The organism is Actibacterium sp. MT2.3-13A (assembly GCF_018139985.1).
GTDB lineage: Bacteria > Pseudomonadota > Alphaproteobacteria > Rhodobacterales > Rhodobacteraceae > JAGSOU01.
The window spans coordinates 16,564-32,663 of record NZ_JAGSOU010000023.1; the positions used below are offsets into that span (position 1 = coordinate 16,564).

The following is a 16,100-nucleotide window of genomic DNA, read 5'->3' on the forward strand; positions in this document are numbered from 1 at the left end:
GATTGACATCGCAAGAGATACTTAATTATCGTTTGATAAACAGCGAGTCAATCGCCGTGGGGGAGGGGACAGCATGAAGGCCGCGCCTTTCGACTATGTTCGTGTCGAAAGCCTCGAGGAACTGTTCTCGCTGATGGGGGCCATCGGCGACGACGCCCTCATTCTGGCGGGCGGGCAAAGCCTTGTGCCGGCCATGGCGATGCGCATGGCGCGCCCGCGGCTTCTGCTGGACGTGAACCATATCCCCGGGCTGTCGGGCGTGACGCTGGGCGACTCCGCCCTCCATATCGGCGCGCTGACCCGCTACCACGAACTTGCCGCCAGCCCCGAGATCGCCCGCCACGCGCCGCTGATCGCGGCCGCCGTTCCGCTGATCGCGCATGAGGCGATCCGTTCGCGCGGCACATTGGGCGGAAACATCGCCCATGCCGATCCGGCCTCGGAAATGCCCGCCGTATTGCTGGCGCTGGATGCGACGATCCACGCCGAGAGCGGCCAGGGCGGCCGCACGATCCCGGCGTGCGACTTCTTTCTGGGCACTTACGAAACCGCGCTGGCGCCAGGCGAGATCGTGCGCTCGGTCTCGATCCCGCGGCCGCAGCGGGCCGAGCGCTCGGCCATCGACGAGGTGGTGCGCCGCGCCGGGGATTACGCCATGGCCGGGGCCGCGATCCGTCTGGTCGCCGAGGCCGGGCGCGTGGCCGAAGCGCGGATCGCGCTCTTTGGCGTTGCCGACCGCGCCCTGCGCTGCGCGCCCGCCGAAGAGGCCCTGCGCGGCGCCGAGATCGCGGCGCTGCCGATCGAAGAGGCGGTTGCCGCGCTGCGCGACGCCCTGGAGCCCCTGGCCGATCTCCATGCCGGTGCCGCGACCAAGCGGCACCTCGCTGGCGTCGTGACGGGCCGGCTGCTGGCCGGATTGCAGGAGGAACACGAGAATGGATAGCCTCTTTCCCCTCACCCTGCGCCTGAACGGGCAGCAGGTGCGCCACGAGGTCACGCAGCGCACCACCCTGGCCGAATTCCTGCGTCAGACCGCCGGCCTGACGGCGACCCATATCGGCTGCGAGCATGGCGTCTGCGGCGCCTGCACCGTGATGGTTGACGGCCGGATCGTGCGCGGCTGCCTGATGTTCGCGCTGCAGGCCGAGGGCGCCGAGGTGACAACGCTGGAGGGTCTGGCGCAGGACGCCGCGATGCAGGCACTGCAGAAACGGTTTCATGAGCACAACGCCCTGCAATGCGGCTTTTGCACCAGCGGGATGCTGATCACCGCACGCGCGCTGCTGGAGGACAACCCGCGCCCCAGCCGCGACCAGGTGCGTGAGCACCTCTCGGGCAATTACTGCCGCTGCACCGGCTATCAGGCGATCGTCGAGGCGACCCTCGGCGCGGCCGGCGATATCGAAGAGGGCGCGGCATGACGGAACAGCGCACGCTGCCCGGGGCCGCCGGGCTGGTCGGCAGCCGCCTCCCGCGTGAGGCGGCGCGGCGTCACGCGCGCGGCGGCGGACGGTTCGTCGACGACATCGCCTTTGCCCGGCTGGCGCATGTGGCCTTTGTCCGCAGCCCCTATGCCCATGCCCGCATCACCGGAATCGAGACCGCGGCGGCGCGGGCCCTGCCGGGGGTTCTGGCCGTCGTCACCGGCGAGGATCTGAAGCCGCTTTGCCATCCCTGGGTCGGCGTGCTGAACCACTTCCCCGGGCTGAAATCGGCGCCGCAATATCCGCTGGCGATCGATGCCGCGCGCTGGAACGGCGAACCCGTGGTCGCCGTGGTCGCCGAAAGCCGCGCCCTGGCCGAGGATGGCGCCGATCTGGTCGAGGTCAGCTACGAGCCGCTGCCGCCGGTGCTCGACCTCGATGCCGCACAGGCGCCCGGCGCGCCGGTCGTGCATCCCGACCTCGAGGACAATCTGGCCTTCGCGCTGGAACTCGACACCGGCGGGGTGGAGGCGGTCTTCGCCGAGGCCGCGCTGGTGGTCGAGGATGAATTCCGCTTCGGCCGCCACACCGCGCTCACCCTGGAGCCGCGCAGCCTGGTGGCCGATTTCGACCCGGCCCTGCGGCAACTGACCGTGCATCACGCGACCCAGACGCCGTTCCAGATGCAGGATGTCTATGCCCGCCACCTCGGCCTGGAGGAGGCCGATGTGCGCGTCGTCGCCCCGGATGTCGGCGGCTCCTTCGGGATGAAGCTGCATGTCTATGGCGAGGAAATGGCCACCTGCGCCCTGTCGGTCCTACTGGGCCGACCGGTCAAGTTCGTGGCCGACCGCCTGGAAAGCTTCCAGACCGATATCCACGCCCGCGACCACAGGGTCCGCGCCCGCATGGCGGTGTCCGAAGAGGGCGAGATCCTCGCGATGGACGTGGTGGACGAGACCGGCATCGGCCCCTATTCGGTCTATCCCCGGACCTCGGCGGTCGAGGGCAACCAGGCGATCCGGCTGATGGGCGGGCCCTACCGGATGCCCGCCTACCGCGGGCGGCTGAAGGTCGTGTTCCAGAACAAGACGCCGATGTGCCAGTATCGCGCGGTGGGCCATCCCGTCGCCTGCGCGGTGACCGAGGGGCTGGTCGACAAGGCCGCCGCCCGGCTGGGCCTCGACCCGCTGGAGATGCGCCGCCGCAACGTGGTGACGCAGGACATGTATCCTCACCGCTCGCCCACCGGCTACATGTTCGAGCGGCTCAGCCATGAGGAATGCGCCGCCCGGATCGAGCAGATGATGGGTTACGCCCGGCTGCGCGACGAGCAGGCCGAGCTGCGCGCGCGCGGCATTCATCGCGGCATCGGTTTCGCCACCTTTATCGAGATCACAAATCCCGGCCCGGCCTTCTACGGCGTCGGGGGCGCGCGGATCTCGGCGCAGGACGGCTGCGTGATGAAGATGGAGCCATCGGGGCAGATCCGGGTCGATGTCTCGGTCACCGAGCAGGGGCAGGGAACCGAGACCATCATGGCCCAGATCGCGGCCACCCATCTCGGCGTGCCGCTGAGCGACGTGCGGGTCTACACCGGCGATACCCGGTCCTCGCCCTATGGCGGGGCGACCTGGGCGTCGCGCGGGGCCGGGGTCGGCGGGCCGACGGTGATGAAGACCGCCCAGGCCCTGCGGGACAATATCCTCGACGTCGCCGCGACCATCCTGCAGGCCCGGCCCGAAGAGCTGGCCCTGCGCGACGGCTGCATCGTCGATGCCGCGGGGTCGGTGCGGATGGACCTGGCGGAACTGGGGCGCATCGCATATTTCCGGCCCGACACGCTGCCGGCGGATTACCATCCCGAACTGACCGTGGCGCGGCATTATGTGCCTCAGGGCTATCCGTTCGCGTTCACCAACGGCATTCAGGCCAGCCATCTTGAGGTGGACACCGAGACCGGGCTGGTGCGGCTACTCGATCACTGGGTGGTCGAGGACTGCGGCACGGTGATCAATCCGCTGCTGGTCGATGAACAGGTGCGCGGTGGCGTGGTGCAGGGGCTGGGCGCGGCCCTGTTCGAAGAGGTGCTCTACAATTCCGAAGGCGCACTGACCACGGCGACCATGGCCGACTACCTAGCGCCGATGGCCGGCGAGATGCCCGACATCCATGTCGGCCATGTCGTCACCCCGACCTTGACGTCGCCTCTGGGCGCGAAGGGCGTGGGCGAGGCCGGCACGGCGGCCGCACCCGCGGCCGTTATGAACGCGATCAACGATGCCTTGTCGCCCTTCGGCGCGGAACTGCGGCAGATGCCGTTCACCCCGGAGCGGATCCTGGCGGCACTTGGAAAGATCTGAGACTGCGCCTCCCCGCCCCGGGGAGGGACACAATCGGCTCCGGGGAGGGAGCCGGAACATGGGAGGAAGAGACCACATGAACATGCACCTGAAAGGCGCCAGCCTGCTGGCCCTGATGATCGCCGCCGGTCCCGCCGCGGCGGAAAAGACCATCAACCTGACCATCGCGTCCAGCCATCCGACCACGATCCACTGGGTCGGGGTGATGGACGAGGTGTTCAAACCCGCCGTCAACCGCATGCTGGAAGAGCGCGGCTCGGAATATCGGGTCAGCTGGACGGAGGCCTATGGCGGTTCGCTCTACAAGTTTCGCGAGACGCTGAGCGCGGTCGAGAGCGGCATCACCGATATCGGCTGGATCGGCACGCTGTGGGAAAGTTCGGCGCTGCCGCTGCAGAACGTCACCTATTTCGCGCCCTTCGCGGCGGACGACCTCGGCGTCGTGCTGGAGGTCATGGACGGCATCCAGCAGGAATTCCCCGAGATCGGCCGGACCTGGGAAGAAAACGGCGTGACCTTCCTGGGCGGCGCGGGTACCGACAGCTATCACCTTCTGACCACCTTTCCGGTGGACAGTGTCGACGACCTGAAGGGGCGCAAGATCTCGGCCCCAGGCGTGTCGGCGGCCTGGCTTGAGGGCACGGGCGCGATTCCCGTCGATGGCGGCCTGACCACCTATTACACCGACATCCAGACCGGGGTGTCCGAGGGCACCCTGTCCTTTGCCACCGGCATCCTGCCGACCAAGGTGCACGAGGTCGCGCCCTATATCACCAAGGTGAACATCGGCGCGATGTATCTGGGCGCGGTCGGCATGAACAAGGATCGTTTCGATTCCATGCCGCCCGAGGTGCAGGACGTCATCATCGAGGCCGGCAAGCTCTATCGTGACGCCCTGGCCGAAGAGATCACCTCGAACTCCGAGGCGGCGATGGCACAGATGGCGGCCGAGGGCGCCAAGGTCAGCGAGTTCCCGGCCGAAGAGCGTCAGAAATGGGTTCAGGGCCTGCCCGACATCGCGGCCCAATGGGTCAAGACCAACGAGGCCCGTGGCCTGCCCGCGGCCCTGGTGATGAAGGAATATATCGCCCGCCTGAAAGCGGCCGGTCTGACCCCGGCCCGCGACTGGTCCGCCGGGATCGAATGACGTCAGTCCTCCGGCCGGCCCCGTCCGGGGGCGGCCGGAGACCTTTTGCCGAGGGAGAGCGCATCATGGCCGACTCATCCGTATCCGAACAGCGCCCCGCAGCGCGGCGCTTCGGCCTGTTCGGCGCAGCTCTGCACATTCTGGCGTGGCTGGGCGGGCTGTGGCTGGTTCTGCTGATCGCGTTGATCTGCGCCGACGTGATCGGCCGCTCCTTCCTGAACGCGCCGATCACCGGCGTGGCCGAGATTGCGGCCTTTTCGGTGATCGCCATCGTCAGCCTGCAACTGCCCGAGACGGTGCTGCACAACCGGCTGACCCGCACCGACCTGCTGATCGCGCCGCTGGGCCGGCGCGCGCCGGGTCTGGCCAACCTTCTGGAGGTTCTGTTCGCGGCGACCGGGGCGGGGATCTTCGCGGTCGCGCTCTATGGCAGCATCGCGTTGCTGGAGCAGAGCTGGCAGAGACATGAATTCTACGGAGTGCAGGGGGTCTTCACCTTTCCGAGTTGGCCGGTCCGGCTGGTTCTGGTGATCGGCCTGGCGGCGACGGTCGCGGCCTTCCTCGTGCGGATCGCAGTCCATTTCAGGGCGGGCCGCGCGCGGCACGAGGCATGAACGCATTGTCCCGGACCACGCCCCTATCGGAGGAACAGGCATGAGCCCCATTGAAATCGGACTGAGCCTCGTCGGCGTCCTCGTGCCGCTGATCCTGATCGGCATGCATATCGGCGTGGCGCTGATCTTTCTGTCCTTCGTCGGCGTCTGGCTGATGCGCGGCAATTTCGAGTTGGCGGTCAAGCTGGTGTCGCTGACCGTCTATGGCGGCATCTCGGACTACATCTTCGCCACCATCCCGATGTTCGTGATGATGGGGCTGCTGGTGTCGGTCTCGAATGTCGGAAAGGACACCTTCGACGTGGCCGAATGGGGTCTGCGGCGGATCCGCGGCGGGCTGGGGATGGCGACCGTGATGTCGAACATGGTTTTCGCGGCGGTCACCGGCATCTCGATCGCCTCGGCGGCGGTGTTCACGCGCGTCGCCGTGCCCGAGATGATCCGGCACGGCTACAATCCCCGGTTCGCGGTGGGCACGGTCGCGGGCAGTTCGATCCTGGGGATGCTGATCCCGCCGTCGCTGCTGCTGATCGTCTATGGCGTGCTGGCCGAGGAATCGATCGGCCGGATGTTCCTGGCCGGCGTCGTGCCCGGGATCATGATGAGCGTCGCCTTCCTGGCCCTGATCGCGGTCACGGCCCATCTGTGGCCGCGCAGTGTCCAGAGCGCCGCCGACAGGCTGGAATTTTCCCACAGCGAGACGCTGGGCAGCGCCACGGTCAAGCTGACGCCCCTGGTCGCGCTGGTGGCGCTTGTGCTGGGCGGGATCTACACCGGCTATTTCACCCCCACCGAGGCCGGGGCGGTCGGCGCGGCCGGGGCGCTGGTCGTCACCCTTCTGCGCCGCCGGCTGACCGCCGAGAACAGCCGCTCGGTGATGCGCGAGACCGGCTATATCTCGGTCGGCATCCTGTTTCTGCTGATCGCGGCGGGCATGTATTCGCGGATGCTGACCATGGCCGGCATCCCGATGGAGGTCGGCCGCCTGATCGCGACCCTGGGCTTGGGCGAATACGGGTTCCTCGCGGTCTATATCCTGCTGGTTCTGCTGTTGGGGATGCTGCTGGACAGCACCTCGATCCTGCTGATCGTCGTGCCCATCGCGGCCCCGATCGCCAGCGGCATGGGCATCGACCTCATTCACTTCGGCATCATCACCGTCATCGCCGTCGAGATCGGCCTGCTGACCCCGCCATTCGGCATTTCGGCCTTTACGGTGAAATCGGCATTGGCCGATCCGAACATCAAGGTCGAGACGGTGTTCCTGGGGGCGCTGCCCTATGTGCTGGTGATGCTGCTGGTTCTGGTCCTGATCGTGGTGATGCCCTGGACGACGGTCTGGCTCGCGCGCGGCGCGTTCTGAGCCGGGGCCGGTCACGGCCCGCATTGTCCGGGGGCGGGCGGAAGGGGGGCACGGGAAGCGGCCTGAGCGCGCATCTCCCCCCGGCGCATGCCCCGCATGCCCGCCCGCCGCGGCGGATGTTCCGCCGCCGGTCTCAGTCCCGCTGCATCCGGGTCGCGGCGGCGATCGACACCGCGCAGGCGGTCAGCATCGGGATCAGCGCGAAGCGCCAGTCATTGCCGGCGGCGGAGACCGTGGCAGCCACGATCGGCGCGCCGGCGAACTGGCCCAGCGCCGAGCCCTGCATCAGCATCCCATTGCCCGCGCCCAGATGGCGCGGCGACGGCGCCCTCAGAGGCACGCAGCCGAACAGGCCCGGCGGGATCAGCCCGCCGAGCAGGGAAAAGGCGATACAGAGGGCGATCCGGGCACCGTCCCCCAGAACCGGAAGGAAGATGCCGATCTCCGCCACGCCCATCGCGGCGCCGCCGAGCAGGACCAGCCGCCGCGCCGACCGCCCGCCGCGCAACAGCCAGCCGCCCGCCAGGCAGCCGACGATATTTGACAGGACCACCAGCGCGGTCGCGACGGAGGCCTGGGCGAGGTCCAGCGACAGGCTTTCGGTCAGGAAGGTCGGCAGCCACACCATCAGCGTGACCCACTGGAACGCGTAGACGCAAAAGATCAGCGCCAGCAGCAGAAGGCCCGGGCTGGAGACCGCTTCGCGCAGGGTTCCGACAAGGCGGCCCGTCGCGGGCGCCGGAAGCGTGACTTGCCGCATCGCCCAGAGCACGCCATAGGCCATGAAGGGACAGAGTGCGGCGATGACCCACCAGATGCCGCGCCACCCCACGACCTCCAGCGCCACCGGCGCGCTCAGAAGGACAAGCGTCATTCCCGTCGGGGTGTAGACGCTCCACAGGCTCAGCGCCATCGGCCGGTCGCGTTCGGACGCGGCGGCCAAGACCACCGCCGGCATCGAGACCGAGATGGCGATGAAGCCCACCCCCTCGACCAGCCGGCTGATCATCAGCGGGGGCAATGTGTGCGACAGCGCGGCCAGGGCGCCGCCCGCGGCCAGGCAGGAGAAGCCCACGATCACGAGGCGCCGACGGCCCAGCCAGTCGCACAGGCCGCCGACGAAGACCGACAGGCTCATGCCGAGGACATTGAACAGCGAGATGACGAAGCCGCCCGCGACCAGGCTCAGACCCAGGTCTTCGCGGATGCGGGGCAGGGCCGGCGGCAGTTTGCCGACATGCATCGCCGCGACGACCCCGGCCAGAACGGCCATTCCGACAACGCCCCAGCGCGTGGATCCTTCAGCCGCCAACACTGCGCTCCCATGGCTGGAAAATCGCGCTCGCGTTCGGCGCCGCGCCGTGGCGCCGCCCGCGCCGGGACGGCTCCGCTGCCGCGCGCCTCACCTCTCGCCACGCCCGACGAGACGCATCACGACGACGAAGAAAAGCGGCACGAAGAGCACGCCCAGAACCGTCGCCGAGACGGTGCCGCCCAGAACGCCGGCCCCGATCGCGTTGCGCCCCCCGGATCCGGCGCCGGTGCTCAGCACCAGCGGGAGAACGCCCAGCGAAAACGCCATCGAGGTCATGATGATCGGCCGGAACCGCTGCGCCGCCGCGTTGCGCACCGCGTCCAGCAACCGCTCGCCCGCCTCGACCCTGTCGCGCGCGAATTCGACGATAAGGATCGCGTTCTTGCCGGTCAGGCCGATGACGGTCAGCAGGCCGACCTGGAAGAACACGCCATTGTCGAACCCACCCAGCCAGGCGCCGACAAGCGCGCCCAGCACGCCGATCGGCATGGCCAGCATCACCGCGAAGGGGACCGTCCAGCTTTCGTAGAGGGCGGCCAGCGACAGGAACACCGCCGCCAGCGACAGCGCGTAGAGCAGCGGCGCCTTGTTGCCGGATTCGCGCTCTTCCAGCGACAGGCCGGTCCAGGCCACGTTATAGCCGCCGGGCAGCTGGGCGGCGAGGCGCTCGATCTCGGCCATCGCCTCGCCGGAACTCACGCCCGGCGCCGGGCTGCCCTGGATCCGCAGCGAGGGCACGCCGTTGTAGCGGTAGAGCCCCTGCGGGCCGTAGCTCCACGCCCCTTCGGCGAAGTTCGAGAACGGAACGAGCCCGCCGCTGGCGTTGCGCACCCGCCATTTCTGCAGGTCCGAGGGCACCGCCCGCGCATCGGCCTCGCCCTGGACGTAGACCTTCTTGATGCGGCCGCCGTCGATGAAATCGTTCACATAGCGCCCGGCCCAGGCGACCGTCAGCAGGTTGCCCACATCCGCGGCCGACAGCCCCATCGCGCCGGCCTTGCGCCAGTCGATGTTCAGGTTGAACTGCGCCGCATCCTCCAGCCCGCTGGGCCGCGCCGAGGCGATCAGCGGGCTTTGCGCGGCCATCCCCAACAACTGGTTGCGCGCCTGCACGAGCTCGGCATGGCCCTGCCCGCCGCGCGCCTGCAGGTAGAAATCGAAGCCCGAGATATTGCCCAGCTCGATCACCGAGGGCGGCACGATCGGGAAGACCATCGCGTCGCGGATCTGGCTGAAGGCGCCGAAGGCCCGTCCGGCGACGGCCTGGACGCTCTGGCCCGGCGCGGTGCGCTCGGACCAGTCCTTGAGCTGCACGAAGGCCAGCCCCATATTCTGTCCCTGTCCGGCGAAGCCGAAGCCGACAACCCCGAACATCGAACCGACGGTGCCGGTTTCGTTTTCGAGGAAATGGTTCTCGACCTGACGGACCACATCCAGCGTGCGCTCGGCGGTGGCGCCGGTGGGGGCCTGGATCATGGTGAAGAGGATGCCCTGATCCTCGTCGGGCAGGAACCCGGTGGGTGTGCGCGCGAACAGCATCACCATGCCCACGGCGAGCGCGACATAGACCAGCCCGACCCGCAGCGGGCGGCGCACCAGCCAGCCGACGCTGCCGCCATAGCCGCGCAGCGTGGCGTCGAAGCCGCGGTTGAACAACCCGAACGGCCCGCGCCGCGCCGGGTGGTCGCTTTTCTTCAGCAGGGTCGCGCAGAGCGCCGGGGTCAGTGTCAGCGCCACCACCACCGACAGCGCCATCGCCGAGACGATGGTGATCGCGAACTGCTGGTAGATCACGCCCGTAGAGCCGCTGAAGAACGCCATCGGCACGAACACCGCCGACAGCACCATGGCGATGCCGATCAGCGCGCCGGTGATCTGGCCCATGGATTTGTAGGTGGCCTCGCGCGGGGACAGCCCGTCCTCCTCCATGATGCGCTCGACGTTCTCGACGACCACGATCGCGTCATCGACCAGCAGGCCGATCGCCAGCACCATCGCCAGCATGGTCAGGGTGTTGATGGTGAAGCCCGCCGCGGCAAGGATCCCGAAGGTGCCCAGCAGAACCACCGGCACCGCCAGCGTCGGGATCAGCGTGGCGCGCAGGTTCTGCAGGAACAGCAGCATCACCAGGAAGACCAGCCCGATCGCCTCGAACAGGGTCTTCACCACCTCCTTGATCGAGATCTCGACGAAGGGCGTCGTGTCGTAGGGAATGACGTAATCCATGCCCTCGGGGAAGAACCGGGCGAAATCCGCCAGCTTTTCCTTGACCGCTCCGGCTGTGTCCAGCGCGTTCGCCCCCGGCGCCAGGCTGATCGCCATGCCCGCCGCGGGGTTGCGGTTGAACCGGGCGATGGTGCCGTAGCGCTCGGCGCCGATCTCGACCCGCGCCACATCGTCGAGCAGCACCAGACCGCCGTCGGTTTCGGCGCGCAGCACGATCTGGCGGAAATCCTCGGGCGTGCGCAGCAGCGACTGTGCGGTGATCGTCGCATTGAGCTGCTGGCCCGCGACCGCCGGGCGGCTGCCGAAGGCGCCGGCCGAGATCTGCGCGTTTTCCGCCGCGACCGCGTTCACCACGTCCTGCGGCGTCAGCTCGAAGGCGGCCAGCCGCGACGGGTCGAGCCAGATCCGCATGGCGTATTGCGCGCCGAAGACGCGCACGTTGCCGACGCCCTCGACCCGGCTCAGCTCGTCCACCAGATTGGTGATCATGTAGTCGGCCAGATCGACCTCTTCGTACTGGCCATCGCGCGAGATCAGGCCGACCACCATCAGGAATCCGGAGGTCGATTTCTGCACCTGAACGCCCTGCCGCTGCACCGGCTCGGGCAGCAGCGACGTCGCCTGCGCCAGCTTGTTCTGGACCTGCACCTGCGCGATGTCGGCATCCGTGCCGGTCTCGAAGGTCAGTTCGATGCTGGCGCTGCCCGCCGAGGTGGAACTGGACGAGATGTAGCGCAGCCCGTCGAGCCCGGTCATCTGCTGCTCGATGATCTGGGTGACGGTGTTGGCCACGGTCTCGGCCGAGGCGCCGGGATAGGTGGCCTGAACCGTGACCGAGGGCGGGGCGATCTGCGGATATTGCGCCACGGGCAGGCTGCGGATGGCCAGAATGCCAACCCCCATGATCAGGATCGAGATCACCCAGGCGAACACCGGACGGTCGATGAAGAAACGGGCCATGATCGGCGCTCCTGTGGTTGGGGATCAGTTGCCGGCGGCGGCCGGTTGTCGTTCCTCGGGGGTGACGGTGGCGCCGGGGCCGGTCTTCTGGAAGCCGGCCACGATCATGCGGTCGCCGGCCGCCAGCCCCTCGCTGACCACCCAGTCCGCGCCGCGATCCTGCAGGACGGTCAGGGGGCGTTCCTCGACCACGTTTTCTTCGTTTACGATCCAGGCGATGGGGCGGCCGCGGCGATCGCGCATGATGCCCTCCTGCGGGGCTAGGAACACGCCGTCGAGTTTCTGCGTGGGCATCTCGACCTGGACATACATGCCGGGCAGCAGCAGCCGGTCGGGGTTTTCGAATGCCATCCGCAGGACCACGACGCCGGTCTGCGGATCGACATGCGGCTCGGCCGCGGTCAGGGTGCCCGTCTGGTCATAGGCCGAGCCGTCGGCCAGCGTCAGCTTGACCTCCAGATCGGCGGAGCCCAGCACCTCGGCGGTGTGGCCGCGCCGCCAGCGCAGCAGGTCGGCGGCGGATTGCGTGACATCCACATGCACCGGGTCGATGTCGCGGATCACGGCCAGCGGCGCGGCCTGGCTGGCCGTCACCAGGGCGCCGGGGCTGGTGCGCGACAGGCCGATCTCGCCCGACAGCCGGGCGCGGATCGTGGTGCGATCCAGCTCGATCTCGGCGACCCGGCGCCGCGCCTGTGCGACCTGCAGCGCGGCGGCGGCCGCGTCGCGCGCCGACAGCGCGTCGTCCAGCGCCTGCTGGCTGGCCACGTTGCGCGACTGCAATTCGCGGACCCGCTCGGCCTCGGTTCCGGCCAGGTCGAGCTGCACCCGCGCCTGGGTCACGGCGGCCTCGGCCTGGGCCAGCGCCGCCTCGTAGGTCGCCGCGTCGATCCGGTAAAGCGCGTCGCCCTCGCTCACCTCAGCGCCTTCGCGGAAAAGCCGCTCGGTGATGATGCCGTTGACCTGAGGGCGGACCTCGGCCTCGGCCGAGGCGCCGACGCGCCCGGGCAGGGTCGAGGTCAGCGTGACGGATTGGGGCTGCATCGTGACCACTGTGACCGCGGCGGGGGGGCGCTGGTTCTGGGCCGTGGCCTGTCCGGCCCCGCACAGAGCGGCCCCTGCGCAGAGCGCGGCGATCAAATTCCTGGTCCGGGTCATGGAATAGCCTCCTGCCGATCGGGTTGCGCGGGTCCCTTTCGGACGAAGGAACCGGGCGTGGGTTTCTGTTAAAGACTGCATGCGCGGCACGCAATGCGGCTTGGAACAGATGCGATGTGCGTCCACGCCCGCCCCCGGCAGGCCTGTGCCTCCGGAGGACGCCGAGGGGCAGGCCGCTGGCATATATCCCGCAATCGCGGGGATCGCCGGATTCCGCCTGCCGAGGGCCTGTCAGCGGGTCATGCCCGGCCGGTGCGCGGGGCCTCGGGGGGCGGATTGCCCCAGCCACACCGACCCCAGCACGATCACGCCGCCCGCGATCTGCAGCGGCGTCAGGCTCTGGCCGAGAAACAGCCAGCCGAGGCTCACCGCGGTCACCGGGCTCATGAAGCCGAGCAGGGAGACCGCCGCGGGCTCGATCCGGGCGACGCCGCGGAACCACAGCGCATAGGTCAGCGCCGCGCCGACCAGCCCGAGATACAGCAGCCCGCCGAGATTGCGCGCGTCCAGCGCGGGCAGCGGCGGCTCCAGCGCCAGCGCGACCGGCACCAGCAGAAGCCCGCCCGCCGTCAGCTGCCAGGCGGTAAAGGCCAGCGGCGGCACCGGCGGCTGCCACTTCCGGCTGAGCACCGTGCCCGCCGCCATCGAAAAGGCCCCTCCGATGCCAGCCATCAGCCCCAGCGGGTCGAACCCCGCCCCGGGCCGCAGAAGCAGGAGCGCCACGCCCCCCGCGCCCGCCAGCGCCGCCGCCACCGACAGCGCCGCGATGGGCGTGCCCAGCCAGCCGCGCGCCAGGAAGATGACCAGCAGCGCCTGCACCGAGCCCAGCGTCGCCGCGACCCCGCCCGGCAGGCGGTAGGCGGCGACGAAGAGCAGCACCCAGAACACCGCGAAATTCAGCGCGCCCAGCGTGAACACGCGCGCCAGCCAGTCCCGCGGCGGCATCCGCCGCACCAGCAGCAACAGCAGCACGCCGGCGGGCAGGGCGCGCAGAACAGCCAGCGTCACCGGGTAGCCCTGCGGCAGGAACTCGGTCGTGACGAAATAGGTGCTGCCCCAGATGGCGGGGGCCAGCGCGGTCAGAAGCAGGTCGGCGGTTCGGGGCATGGGGATCTCCGTTCGTGAGGCGGGGCAGGCGGGGCGGTTGCCGCCGGCCCCGGTCTGTCAGGCCACCAGCCGCTGGCAGGCACGCAGTTGCGCGCGCAGATCCTCCAGCGGGCCGTTGACCAGCCGCGCGCCGGTGTCGCGCACGATCACTGTCGGCACCGAGGTCACCTGCAGGCGACGCGCCATCGCGCGGTCGGCCTCGACCGCGCGCCGCGTGGCCGGATCGGCCAGGCCCTGCGCGAAGGCGCGGGGGGCGAGGCCGCAGTCCCGGGCCACGGCGGTCAGAACCTCCGGGTCGGCGATGTTGCGGGCCTGGCTGATATGCGCGCGCTGGAGCGCGTCGAAGATCCGCCAGTGACCTTCCCGCCCCGCCAGCCGCTCGGCCGCCTTGCAGGCCAGCGCGGCGGGCAGGCCGTGGGGATAGGCGAAGGGGGCCGCGCGCATGCCGTCGATGTCGAAGGCGCCGGGGTCGTCGCTGGCCGCGCGGCAGGCGGCCCAGTGGCCGAGGATCGTCTCCCTCGCGCGCGGCAGCGATCCGAAGGCCGCCACCATCTGCGCCGGACTGTCCTGCAGCACGAATGTCCGGTGGTGGATGTCGAGGTCGAACTCGCCGGCCAGCGCGCGCAGCCTCGGCGAGAGGTTGAAGCACCAGCCGCAGACCGCGTCGTGAAAGAATTCGAGGGTCAGCCGGGTCATCACGCCACCTCGCGCGCGTCTGCATCGGTGTCGGCCGCAGCCGCGGTTGCCAGCCGGGCCGCGATCCGGGCAACGTGGCGGCCCTGGAACCGCGCGCCGGCAAGCTCGGTTTCGGAGGGCTGGCGCGACCCGTCTCCGCCCGCCACCGTGCCCGCGCCATAGGGCGAGCCGCCGACGATTTCGTCCATCCGCATCTGCCCGGCGAAGCTGTAGGGCATGCCGGCGATCAGCATGCCGAAATGCAGCATCGGCACATGGGTCGAGAGCACCGCCGCCTCGTGCCCGCCATGTTGCGAGCCGGTCGAGGTGAAGACCGCCCCGACCTTGCCCACCAGCGCGTTCTGCGCCCAGAGCCCGCCGGCGGTGTCCAGGAACTGCTTCACCTGCGCCGCCATGTTGCCAAAGCGCGTGGGCGTGCCGAGGATGATCGCGTCATAGGCGGGCAGGTCGGCGACCCTGGCCTCGGGCCTGTCGTCCGGCAGGTATCCCGCGCTTTCGCGGATCGCCGGCGGCACGGTTTCGGGCACGCGGCGCAGATCGACGGTCACGCCGGGCACGCTGCGCGCGCCGTCGGCCTCGGCCTCGGCGAGGGCGCGGATATGGCCGTAGCTGGAATAGTAGAGAACAAGAACGCGGGTCATCGGGGGGCCTCGTGTCGGTTGGGTTTCGGTTGGACCCAACATGCCCCCCGGCCCGGCGCGGAATAAGCTGCCCGGGGGAAAGTCATTCTTTACGCTTCGTGAAGAATGTCAGCGCGGGTCGCGCAGCGCGTCTTGCAGATGGTCGAGGAAGGCCGCGGTCTTGGCGTCCGTGCCAAGCCGCGAGGCGGTGACCGCGAAGATCTGCCGCGGCGGCAGCTCATGCTCGGGCAGCACCCGTTCCAGCCGCCCGGCAGCGACCTCGGGGTCGGCGATGAAATCGGGCAGTGCGCCGACGCCCATCCCGGCCGCCAGCATGTCGCGCAGGAACAGGCTGCTGCCCAGCCGCAGCCGCGGCTCGAGCGGCAACTCCTCGGTGCCGCCGGGGCCGATCAGCGTCCATTTCTGGGCGTGGTCGGCATGTTCGAAGGCGACATGGTCGTGGCCCCTCAGATCCGCGACCGCGCCCGGACGCCCGCGCGCGTCGAGATAGAACGGCGCCGCGAACAGCCGCTGGCGGATGCCGCCGATCCGGCGCGCGAACAGGCCCGAATCCGGCAGTTCCGCGCGCAGCCGCAGCGACAGGTCGAAGCCGCCCTCGACCATGTCCAGCACGCGGTCCTCCAGCGTCAGCGCCAGCGTGAGATCGGGATGGCGCCGCAGGAAGGGCGGCAGCAGCGGCGACAGCACGCTCAGCCCCCAGGAGACCGGGGCGTTCACGCGCAACCGCCCCTTCACCGTCTCGGCGCCGCGGCGCAGGCGGTCCTCCATGGCGCCGATGTCGTGCAGGATGCGCCGCGCCTCGTCGTAATAGTGCCGGCCGTGATCGGTCAGCGACATCGACCGCGTGGTGCGGGTCAGCAGCGTGCAGCCGAGGCTTTCCTCCAGCAGGCGCGTTTCGCGGCTGAGCAGGGCGGGGGATACGCCCATGTCCTCGGCCGCCCTGGCGAAGCTGCCGCGCTCCACGATCCGGCAGAACGCCTTCATGACGTCGAGCCTGTCCATTCCGCTGTCTCCGGGTCAGGGGCCAGATGGCCGTGGATCCTCCGGCCGCAGCCATAGCACGGGCGCGCGCCGCCTGTCGCCCGC

At 69.5% G+C, this 16,100-nt stretch carries 13 protein-coding genes; 6 read left to right on the forward strand and 7 right to left on the reverse strand.

Annotation, left to right across the window (positions count from 1 at the left end):
- Positions 1–73: 73 nt before the first annotated feature.
- From KCI33_RS15855 to KCI33_RS15880, 6 genes are all read left to right on the forward strand, one after another.
- Positions 74–943, forward strand: a complete 870-nt coding sequence (locus KCI33_RS15855; protein ID WP_212525781.1) for a xanthine dehydrogenase family protein subunit M — start codon at positions 74–76, stop codon at positions 941–943.
- Positions 936–1,421 (forward strand): (2Fe-2S)-binding protein, encoded by a 486-nt coding sequence (locus tag KCI33_RS15860; RefSeq protein WP_212525782.1) that lies wholly within the window; start codon positions 936–938, stop codon positions 1,419–1,421. Before KCI33_RS15855 ends, KCI33_RS15860 begins: the two co-directional genes overlap by 8 nt.
- Positions 1,418–3,787: a xanthine dehydrogenase family protein molybdopterin-binding subunit gene (locus KCI33_RS15865; RefSeq protein ID WP_212525783.1), complete on the forward strand. Its 2,370-nt coding sequence runs from the start codon at positions 1,418–1,420 to the stop codon at positions 3,785–3,787. The genes KCI33_RS15860 and KCI33_RS15865 overlap by 4 nt, the downstream gene beginning before the upstream one ends.
- A gap of 76 nt (positions 3,788–3,863) precedes the next feature.
- Positions 3,864–4,934 carry a C4-dicarboxylate TRAP transporter substrate-binding protein gene (locus tag KCI33_RS15870; protein WP_212525784.1) on the forward strand — a complete coding sequence of 357 codons (1,071 nt, stop codon included), beginning with the start codon at positions 3,864–3,866 and terminating at the stop codon, positions 4,932–4,934.
- 65 nt (positions 4,935–4,999) lie between these two features.
- Positions 5,000–5,548 (forward strand): TRAP transporter small permease, encoded by a 549-nt coding sequence (locus KCI33_RS15875; RefSeq protein ID WP_212525785.1) that lies wholly within the window; start codon positions 5,000–5,002, stop codon positions 5,546–5,548.
- Between the two features lie 40 nt (positions 5,549–5,588).
- On the forward strand, positions 5,589–6,911 hold the full coding sequence (locus KCI33_RS15880) for a TRAP transporter large permease subunit (protein WP_212525786.1): 1,323 nt from the start codon (positions 5,589–5,591) through the stop codon (positions 6,909–6,911).
- Positions 6,912–7,044: 133 nt separating this feature from the next.
- Here KCI33_RS15880 and KCI33_RS15885 read toward each other — a convergent pair whose 3' ends face one another.
- The 7 genes from KCI33_RS15885 to KCI33_RS15915 all read right to left on the reverse strand — a co-directional run bounded on the left by KCI33_RS15885 (position 7,045) and on the right by KCI33_RS15915 (position 16,016).
- Positions 7,045–8,223 (reverse strand): MFS transporter, encoded by a 1,179-nt coding sequence (locus KCI33_RS15885; RefSeq protein WP_212525787.1) that lies wholly within the window; start codon positions 8,221–8,223, stop codon positions 7,045–7,047.
- 90 nt (positions 8,224–8,313) lie between these two features.
- Entirely contained in the window at positions 8,314–11,412 is a 3,099-nt protein-coding gene (locus tag KCI33_RS15890) for an efflux RND transporter permease subunit (protein WP_212525788.1), read from the reverse strand.
- 24 nt (positions 11,413–11,436) lie between these two features.
- The gene (locus tag KCI33_RS15895; RefSeq protein WP_212525789.1) at positions 11,437–12,570 is read right to left on the reverse strand and encodes an efflux RND transporter periplasmic adaptor subunit; all 1,134 of its coding nucleotides are present in this window, start codon (positions 12,568–12,570) and stop codon (positions 11,437–11,439) included.
- A 231-nt stretch (positions 12,571–12,801) separates the two neighbouring features.
- Positions 12,802–13,677, reverse strand: coding sequence for an EamA family transporter (locus tag KCI33_RS15900; protein WP_212525790.1), 876 nt, complete (start codon positions 13,675–13,677; stop codon positions 12,802–12,804).
- Between the two features lie 57 nt (positions 13,678–13,734).
- Positions 13,735–14,373 carry a DsbA family protein gene (locus KCI33_RS15905; RefSeq protein WP_212525791.1) on the reverse strand — a complete coding sequence of 213 codons (639 nt, stop codon included), beginning with the start codon at positions 14,371–14,373 and terminating at the stop codon, positions 13,735–13,737.
- Positions 14,373–15,014, reverse strand: coding sequence for an NAD(P)H:quinone oxidoreductase (wrbA, locus tag KCI33_RS15910; RefSeq protein WP_212525792.1), 642 nt, complete (start codon positions 15,012–15,014; stop codon positions 14,373–14,375). Before wrbA ends, KCI33_RS15905 begins: the two co-directional genes overlap by 1 nt.
- 108 nt (positions 15,015–15,122) lie before the next feature.
- A complete protein-coding gene (locus KCI33_RS15915; protein WP_212525793.1) occupies positions 15,123–16,016 on the reverse strand; it encodes a LysR family transcriptional regulator in 894 nt (297 codons plus the stop codon).
- Positions 16,017–16,100: the final 84 nt, after the last annotated feature.